This is a genomic window from Shewanella sp. SG44-6 (assembly GCF_014164185.1).
GTDB classification, from domain to species: Bacteria; Pseudomonadota; Gammaproteobacteria; order Enterobacterales; family Shewanellaceae; genus Shewanella; species Shewanella vesiculosa.
In genome coordinates this window covers 1-8,872 of the sequence record NZ_JACJER010000160.1, presented here as the reverse complement: position 1 = coordinate 8,872, position 8,872 = coordinate 1, and the positions used below count along the sequence as shown (strand labels likewise).

The 8,872-nt window shown below is 49.8% G+C and carries 6 protein-coding genes; 5 read left to right on the top strand and 1 reads right to left on the bottom strand.

Features of this window, described 5'->3' with window-relative positions:
• Positions 1 to 91 precede the first annotated feature (91 nt).
• On the bottom strand, positions 92 to 1,147 hold the full coding sequence (locus H5185_RS19565) for a DNA-binding protein (protein ID WP_007645345.1): 1,056 nt from the start codon (positions 1,145 to 1,147) through the stop codon (positions 92 to 94).
• A gap of 205 nt (positions 1,148 to 1,352) precedes the next feature.
• Between H5185_RS19565 and H5185_RS19560 the strand changes: the two genes are divergently transcribed.
• The 5 genes from H5185_RS19560 to H5185_RS19540 all read left to right on the top strand — a co-directional run bounded on the left by H5185_RS19560 (position 1,353) and on the right by H5185_RS19540 (position 8,807).
• Positions 1,353 to 2,360, top strand: coding sequence for a site-specific integrase (locus H5185_RS19560; RefSeq protein ID WP_007645343.1), 1,008 nt, complete (start codon positions 1,353 to 1,355; stop codon positions 2,358 to 2,360).
• Between the two features lie 157 nt (positions 2,361 to 2,517).
• Positions 2,518 to 3,456, top strand: a complete 939-nt coding sequence (locus H5185_RS19555) for a chromate resistance protein ChrB domain-containing protein (RefSeq protein WP_007645340.1) — start codon at positions 2,518 to 2,520, stop codon at positions 3,454 to 3,456.
• The gene (chrA, locus tag H5185_RS19550) at positions 3,449 to 4,816 is read left to right on the top strand and encodes a chromate efflux transporter (RefSeq protein ID WP_007645338.1); all 1,368 of its coding nucleotides are present in this window, start codon (positions 3,449 to 3,451) and stop codon (positions 4,814 to 4,816) included. The genes H5185_RS19555 and chrA overlap by 8 nt, the downstream gene beginning before the upstream one ends.
• Before the next feature lie 53 nt (positions 4,817 to 4,869).
• Positions 4,870 to 5,619 (top strand): superoxide dismutase, encoded by a 750-nt coding sequence (locus tag H5185_RS19545; protein WP_220494502.1) that lies wholly within the window; start codon positions 4,870 to 4,872, stop codon positions 5,617 to 5,619.
• A 200-nt stretch (positions 5,620 to 5,819) separates the two neighbouring features.
• Positions 5,820 to 8,807 (top strand): Tn3 family transposase, encoded by a 2,988-nt coding sequence (locus H5185_RS19540; protein ID WP_182742926.1) that lies wholly within the window; start codon positions 5,820 to 5,822, stop codon positions 8,805 to 8,807.
• The last annotated feature ends 65 nt before the right edge of the window (positions 8,808 to 8,872 follow it).

Sequence of the window (8,872 nt, the reverse complement as noted above, 5' to 3'; positions counted from 1 at the left end):
GAGGTCCGGCCGGTAAAAGCGTTGGAATTAGCCACTTTGCAAATAAGACATTGATTCATTTAGCTTTTCTGACAAGGGCTGGATAAAATCCTTACCGAGATAGCGAATCCTGAAGCTGCTTAAACTGTCCCTGAATCACCGCTTTTTCCTGAAGAATCAACCTGTTCTCATCGGACAGAGCTTCCACTCTATTCTGAGAGACTATCAGATCCGTTTTAGTGGCCTCCAATGCTTGGGATAGTACGGCCACTTGCTTATCGGCATCTGCTTTCTGGCTGGTAAGTGCGGCAATATTATCCGCCAGTTGTTCACTTTTATGTTGCTGCTCCCGGCTTTTTGCCGAGGCGTCGTTAAGTCGATGCTCCAAGTTCTCGATATCGACCACTTGTCTATCCAAGGTGCTTTTGTTCATCGCATTGGCCTGTTCGAGCTCATGCGTTTGTCGTTGTAAGTGCGCATTAGTGTCTATCAGTTCGGACGCGCTTGACTCGGCTTGGATGAGCCGGTGTTGCAGGTCTTGAATCTGGTCTTTCAGGCCCTGGTTAACCACGTGGAATTGCTCGCGTTCCTGCTGCCGATCTTCGGCGGTGCGTTGCTGGTAGTGTTCAAAGTGATCACGAATATCCTTATTTTCCTGCTTGAGTTCTGCAACGCTTTCCTTTAATTCAGCAGTTCGTGAAAGGGCTTCGTCGCGTTGAGCCTCTGCCGTTGCTAGCTTAATGCGTACATCTTCCAGGGACTTGCTTTGCAGGGCTTTTGCTTCGGTAATTTGCGATAGCTGGGCGTTCAGATCCTGTTGGCGGTCGGTAAGCTGCGCGATGCTGTTACGGGCCTCAGTCAATTCTTTCCGGAGTTGATCATTCGATGCCTTGAATTCGTCGCGGGATTGCGCGATGCGCTGGTCGGCCATCTGCTGAACCCGTTCATGTAAGGCTTTTACTACCTCGACGAGATCATTCGGCAACCCGCTCACATCGACCACCTCCCCATTATCTGACCGCCAGCGCTTGAGTAGTGGTGCAATGGTGCTTTTGCTGCCGGTTCCCAAATGCTCGCGGACACGATCTACGGTAGGCTCCTGGTTCTGGATTTTGATAGCCTCTGCGGCTTTCGAGACATCGTAGTAAGTGATTCCGGCGCGAGCCATGACAGTTTCCCTCGGTGATTATTTAGTAACGTATTACATAGCACGTAATATAACATAATATATTGACTTTTATGCAGCCAATAAAAATTAAATAGTAACCTTCGATAATGAATGTTATCGTGGGTTATGAGTGAGAAATGAAAAATTGATGTTTGTAACACCAGTACATTGGTGCCTTCCAGCGACCCACAGAAAAGGGATAACCATGGATAACTACACACCCAAACTCACATCGGATTCGCCATTGCGTAGTGAGCAATCAGTTTTGCCGTCGCTGGCAGAATCCGACTCACTGCGCCACTATCTGCAAGCGGCGACCTCCAATAACACGCGAACGGCCTACCGTTCAGCGATTCGGCAGTTCGAAAAATGGGGCGGGCGGTTGCCCACGGATCGGGATACTCTGGTGCGTTACCTGGTGGCCAAGGCCGATGTGCTGAATAGCCGGACTCTCGCCCTTCACCTCACGGCCGTTAGCCAATGGCACCACTACCAAGGGTTGACTGACCCGGTTCGTGATCCGCTGGTATGTAAAACCATGGAGGGCATTCGCCGCACCCATGGACAGCCCAAGCGCAAGGCCAAGGCGTTGCGCTTGGAGCACATCGCCCAACTAGTAAATTACTTGCGGCACTTACCGGACAACAAAAAGAAATACCGGGATATTGCCTTGGTACTCACCGGGTTCTTCGGCGCCTTGCGTCGCAGTGAGCTGGTTGCTCTTCAGGTCAATGATCTGGTTTGGGAGCCGGAGGGGCTACTCATCCGGTTGCCGCGCTCCAAGACCGACCAGCAAGGCATGGGTTTAATGCGAGCTTTACCTTACGGAAAGGCCGCTTGTTGTCCGGCTACCGCCGTGAAAACTTGGTTAGATGCAGCGGGCATCACCAACGGTCCGGTGTTTCGTCCCACCAACCGCTGGGATCACATTCAGGAAAAAGCGCTGGCTCCAGGTGCGGTCAATGCTTTGCTCAAAACGCTGGGGCAAGCCTGTGAGTTTGATTTTGTGCCTGAACTCAGTAGCCACAGTTTCCGTAGAGGGTTATCCACATCGGCAGCGCGTGAGCGAGTGGATTTTGAGTTGATCAAGAAACAAGGCGGCTGGAAGAGCGATGCCACCGTCTGGGAGTATATCGAGGAAGGCCAGCAGCTCAGCAATAATGCGTCAATTATCTTAATGGAGAAGATGGCAACCCTGATGGATGCTGAATGATTCGGTCAACATTCGGGGCAGAATCAATGTATCGGGCCAAACCCAAATACCAAAGCTGGTAATGTTACCGCCACGATCATGGATCATTCTGGCCGCTTTACACCATCGATAAAATATTGTAGATTTTCCTACCTTTGTGTAACTAGATCTACAATATATGAAATGGGTATTACTGATCTTATCCCTGCCCACCCAAAACGCGACAGTGCGTATGCGGGTATGGCGAACCCTCAAGTCCTCCGGTGCAGCAGTATTGCGTGACGGCGTTTATCTGCTTCCCCATCGACCAGAACATCAGCAATTGTTCGATGGCTTGCTGCAAGAAGTAGAGGCAAGTGAAGGCTCAGCCTATGTGCTCCTGGTCGATACCGAAGATGCTGGCCAATTCAGCGGCCTGTTTGATCGTCAGGATGATTACGCCCATCTTTTACACGAGCTGCCCCCAATAAAAGAATTGGCCAGTAGTTCCCTGCAAGAAGCAACCAGACAGCTGCGTAAACTGCGCAAAAACTTCACCGCTATCGCCGCAACGGATTTTTTCCCCGGTGAAGCGCAGGCACAAACCCAGCAGGCGCTGCAACAGCTTGAACTTCAGCTCAATCGCCAGTTATCGCCCAACGAACCCCATGAGCACACCGGTGAAATCCCACGGTTGGATATCAGCCTCTATCGCGGGCGGTTATGGGCAACCCGTCAACGCCCCTGGGTGGATCGCCTTGCCTGTGCCTGGCTAATCCGCCGTTTTATCGATCCGGAGGCTCGCTTTGTGTGGTTGCAAGCACCGAAGGATTGTCCCGCCGATGCGCTGGGCTTTGATTTTGACGGAGCCAGTTTCACTCACCTGAATGGCAAGGTCACTTTTGAGGTTCTGCTTGACAGTTTTAGGCTCGATCACCCCGGCTTAACGCGCTTGGGAGCCTTGGTGCATTTTCTGGACGTAGGGGGTATCCAGCCCAGTGAAGCCAGTGGGCTGGAGCAAATCCTGTGGGGATTGCGCAACAGTATTCATGACGACGATCAACTCATCGCCACGGCTAATGGTGTCTTCGATGCCTTACTGGCTGCTTTTACAGATAAGGAAACACACCATGAGTAACACCACCGAATTAATAGCTCACCAGCCGGTTGAAGCGCCTGCGCCGGTCAGTTTTTGGGAAGCCTTCCGTTTCTGGTTAAAGCTCGGGTTTGTCAGCTTTGGTGGCCCGGCAGGCCAAATAGCCATCATGCACCAGGAGCTGGTGGAGCGCCGGCGCTGGATCAGCGAAAAACGGTTTTTGCATGCGCTCAATTACTGCATGGTGTTGCCTGGTCCGGAGGCGCAACAACTTGCCACTTACATTGGCTGGTTAATGCATCGTACCTGGGGCGGTATAGTGGCGGGTGTGCTGTTTTTGTTGCCATCACTCTTCATTTTGATTGGACTCTCGTGGGTATATATCGCTTACGGCGACGTAAGTTGGGTAGCCGGTTTGTTCTACGGTATCAAACCGGCGGTGACTGCCATCGTCGTGCATGCCGCCCATCGCATTGGTTCACGCGCGTTGAAAAATAATGTGATGTGGGCGATTGCTGCCGCCGCGTTTGTGGCCATTTTTGCACTCAATATCCCATTCCCTTACATCGTGATTGCAGCGGCACTGATTGGTTATTTGGGTGGGCGGTTTCTACCTGACTACTTCAACAGCGGCGGTGGCCATGGCAAGGCTGATAAATCCTTCGGCACCGCGTTATTCGATGATCACACACCCACGCCCGCGCACGCCATGTTCCGCTGGTCGCGTTTCAGCATGATCTTGATCTCCGGTGCATTACTCTGGGCTGTTCCGCTGTTTGCACTTTGGAGTTATTTCGGTTGGGATCACACACTGACACAAATGGCCTGGTTCTTTACCAAAGCGGCACTACTCACTTTCGGTGGTGCCTATGCGGTATTGCCCTATGTTTATCAGGGTGCGGTCGGCCACTATGGTTGGCTCACGCCCACGCAAATGATCGATGGCCTCGCGCTCGGTGAAACCACACCAGGGCCGCTGATTATGGTGGTGGCCTTTGTCGGTTTTATTGGGGGATATGTACAAGCCGTATTTGGCACCGACATGGTATTTCTCGCTGGCGCAGTAGCCGCCACCATTGTCACCTGGTTTACCTTCTTGCCCTCGTTTATTTTTATTTTTGCGGGTGCCCCCTTTATTGAAACGACGCACAATGATTTGAAATTCACTGCGCCACTCACGGCCATCACGGCGGCGGTGGTAGGTGTGATCTTGAATCTCGCCCTGTTTTTCTGTTACCACATTTTGTGGCCAGAAGGCTTTGATGGGCGGTTTGAATGGATATCAGCGGTAATTGCTGTTGCAGCGGGTATCGCATTATTTCGTTACAAAATGAATGTGATGAAGGTGATTGGCATGTCGGCGCTTGTTGGGCTTGCGGTGTCGTTAATGGGGATTAATTAAGTCATCTTTCGATCTGCTCGAACTCATTGCTTACACTTAACGGAGGAAAACCAATGAATGATTTTAACCAAAACAAACGTGATTTCCTGGCTACCAGTGCGACCGCTGCCGCAGGGTTGCTTATTGCATCGGCATCAAATGTTAGCGCAGCTGAATCGTCGTCTCAGGCAGCACCTAAAGGAGCAAATTGGATGATCACCGAAATAAAACCAAAACCTTTATCCTTCAATGCCGCAAAATTAAAAGGCCTTTCTGCCAATTTGATCGAGTCGCATTGGACTAACAATTACAGCGGTTCGGTAAAAACATTGAATGCGGTGAATGATCAGTTGAGTCAGGCACTCGCAAACGCCGACACGCCAGCGTTTCTCTACAATGATCTCAAGCGGGAGCATTTGATTCGCACAGGCTCGGTCATTTTGCACGAATTATATTTTGATAACCTGGGCGGTAATGGCAAAGCCGATGGTGAATTACGCTCAGCTTTCGCAAAACAATTTGGTACTTTTGATCGCTGGGAAACCGAATTCCGCAAAATCGCTCAAGGCTTGGGCGGTGGTTCCGGGTGGGTTGTTCTGGGGTATAACACGCATTTCAATAAGCTGGAAAATTATTGGATGGGTGATCACGCACATTTCCCGGTAGGCACAGTTCCGTTGTTGGTCATGGATATGTATGAACATTCTTATCACATGGACTTTGGCGCGGTTGCCGGTAAATATATTGATGCTTTTTTCAATAATATTAATTGGGATGAGGTTGCTCATCGGCTCCAAGCCACTCACACGAAGACAACATCCTAAAAACGCTATTGGTATGCCTTCTCTTAGGGGGCATACCATTCGCTTCGGCGCAACCAATCAAGGACACGGACGTTATTGATCCGGCGCTGAGTGACGTGTGACTAAATTAAGAGAAAACCAAATGGCGACCAGAAACCTGCAACTAGCCCACCTGCGAAAACTGTCCCAACTGAAACTGCCATTAACAAAGTAGCGGATCGATGGCGGCCATTTACCAGACAGCCTATCCGCGGATCAAGTCAGATATCACGCATGTCGAGTTAGGGGATGTCTACACACCGACACCGGAAGAGCAGCAGTTTGCTGTGAAACATTGCAAACGGGCGAGCACTTCCTTTCTGGGATTACTAATCCAGTTAAAGACGACCCAACGATTAGGCAGATTTGTCACATTGGGTGAAACTCCAAACGTCATCATCGCACACATCAAAAGCCAGTGTCGTTCAAGAGCATCATTCAAGGATCTTCAAACCTATTACGTGTCAGGGGCAAAGGATCGTCATGTAAAACTGATTCGACGTTATCTCGATATAAAACCCTACGATGCAGCCAAGACCTCCGGATTAACAAAGAGTTGGGCGCAAGAGGCGGCAACAACTAAAGAAGCCCTGCCGGATATCATCAATGTCACGTTGGAATACTTGGTCAAGGAGCGATACGAGTTGCCAGCGTTCAGCGTGCTTGAGCGAATCTGCCAAACAGCCAGAGCGGAAGTCAACACCCGGTATTACGGTCAACTGTGTGAATTTTTGACGGCTGAAAGTCGCCAGTGCATCACGGATATTCTCCGTTCCAGCACCGGGCCGAATGGTTTTGGCTGGAGCACGCTGAAAAATGAACCGAAACGCCCAACTCCTCGCAATATCCATGTGTACATCCACTACCTGGAATGGCTGACCTCCCTGCAAACACTACTGCCTGCGGATTTGGGGTTGCCACCGGTGAAACACCAGCAGTTTATCGACGAGGCCAAGGCCCTGGATTACGCCGAATTGATGAAGCTAAAGCTGAACAAGCGACTCGCTCTGGTCATCGTTTTAATCCGGCACCAATACGCACGAACCCTGGATAATGCCGCCGATATTTTTATCAAACTGCTGTTAAAAATGGATCGCTCGGCGCAGAAACTGTTGGAGAAATACCTTGCAGACCATCAAAAGCAAACTGATCATTTGATTTCTGTGCTGACTGGAACGGTCAAGGTTTATTTGGATAAACCCGAATCGGTGTCAGCTTTTGATCCTGTCCTGGGAAAGAACAGCGATCAGTTGCTGCAAATGTGTGAACACTACATGGCGTTCGCGGGTAACAACTACTTGCCGTTCATGGTTCAACTCTACAAAAAGCAGCGATCAACGTTGTTTCGCACGATTGAAATACTCAATCTGGCTTCGTCCACGGAAGACAAGGATCTGCTGAATGCATTTCAATTTATTTTGAAATACAAACAACGGCGCGCCGAGTTCCTGTCCATTCAAAGTGATCCAAACGATCCATCCTCCAAAAATGTCATCAACATTCGCTGGATTCGCGAAAGCTGGTGGAAACTGGTCACAGGAAAATCGACTAAATCAGCGCAAGTCACCGAGGTCAATAAAACCTGTTTTGAGCTGTGTGTGTTTGAACGGATCGCCGAAGAACTGAGTACCGGTGACTTGTTCATTCCCTACAGTGAAACCTTCGATGATTACCGGGAGCAAATGATCACCTGGGAAGAATACGAGGCTCAGCTGCCTACCTATTGCGAGGAGGTAGGACTTATCGCCGGTGATACTGAATTTGCAAGAACACTGAAGGAGTCCATGGAGGCGAGCTGCCAGAAAGCTGATAGCCAATTTCCAGAGGATGAACTGGTCCGTATAGAAAACGGGAACCTGATTATCGGTAAACCAAAACCGGATCAACCTTCGCCAGAGGTCGAAGAAATTGGAGCGCTCTTGCGCGATCGCTTGGACAAGATCAACCTGCTCGATGTAATCATTAATGTCGAAAAATGGTTGAACTTGAACAAACATTTTGGCCCGTTGTCGGGTTTCGAGTCACGTATCAGCGACCCGGTGTTACGTTTTGTTCTGACGGTGTTTTGTTACGGCACCAATATTGGCCCTACCGAAACCGTGCGATCCGTGCAGGGTGTGTCGCGCAAGCAAGTTGCATGGCTTAACTTAAAGCGCACTACGGAAGCCCGTCTCGATAAAGCGATTGCTAAGATCAACAGCGAGTACAAGAAATACCGGCTCATTGAGTGTTGGGGTTCGGGCAACAGTGTGTCCGCTGATGGCAAGCTCTGGGATCTCTACGAAGATAATTTACTATCGGAATACCATATTCGTTACGGCAGCTATGGCGGCATTGCCTATTACCACGTCTCAGATACCTACATTGCGTTGTTCAGCCGGTTTATCCCCTGTGGTGTCTACGAGGCGATTTATATCCTGGACGGTCTGCTCAACGACGAATCAGATTTTAATCCAGACACCGTTCACGGGGATACGCAGGCGCAATCAACACCGGTATTTGGCCTGGCGTACCTACTGGGCATCAAGCTCATGCCGCGTATCCGAAATATCAAAGATCTCAGCTTCTACAAGCCTGACCGCGCTATGGTGCTTAAGCATATTCAGTCCTTGTTCAAAGAGCCTATCAAGTGGGACCTCATTGAAAAGCACTATGCGGATATGATGCGAACAGCTATGTCCGTTAAAGCAGGAAAAATTACCGCCTCGACAATCCTGCGCCGGTTCGGCACCAAGAACCGGAAAAACAAGCTGTATTTTGCGTTCCGCGAACTCGGGCGAGTGGTCAGAACTATGTTCCTTTTGGAATACATCACCGATGTTGATCTACGCAAAACGATCCAGGCAGCGACCTGTAAGAGTGAGGAGTTCAACGAGTTTGCACGTTGGTTGTTTTTTGCGAATGCCGGAAAAATTCCCGCTAACCTAAAGCATGAGCAAAGCAAAATCGTGAAATACAATCATTTGCTGGCGAACTTCACAATCCTATACAACGTGAACGCGATGACGGAAGTGTTTAACCAGTTGAAGTCGGAGGGCCACAATATCACCCGCGACCTCATGGCCGCATTCTCGCCGTACCATACCGAGCACTTGGGCAGATTGGGAAGCTTTGAGCTGGATTTGACCAAGCAGGTTAAACCAATGTCATTTGAGTTGCTGGTTGATTAAATCTTTATTATTCAGTTAGTTATACTCGAAGTGGCTAATTCCAACACTTTTACCGGCCGGACCTC

Bases quoted from the DNA above. Each gene is read 5' to 3' on its own strand.
- H5185_RS19565 (WP_007645345.1), bottom strand. From the start codon at position 1,147: ATGGCTCGCGCCGGAATCACTTACTACGATGTCTCGAAAGCCGCAGAG.
- H5185_RS19540 (WP_182742926.1), top strand. From the start codon at position 5,820: ATGGCGGCCATTTACCAGACAGCCTATCCGCGGATCAAGTCAGATATC.
- H5185_RS19560 (WP_007645343.1), top strand. From the start codon at position 1,353: ATGGATAACTACACACCCAAACTCACATCGGATTCGCCATTGCGTAGT.
- H5185_RS19545 (WP_220494502.1), top strand. From the start codon at position 4,870: ATGAATGATTTTAACCAAAACAAACGTGATTTCCTGGCTACCAGTGCG.
- H5185_RS19555 (WP_007645340.1), top strand. From the start codon at position 2,518: ATGAAATGGGTATTACTGATCTTATCCCTGCCCACCCAAAACGCGACA.
- chrA (WP_007645338.1), top strand. From the start codon at position 3,449: ATGAGTAACACCACCGAATTAATAGCTCACCAGCCGGTTGAAGCGCCT.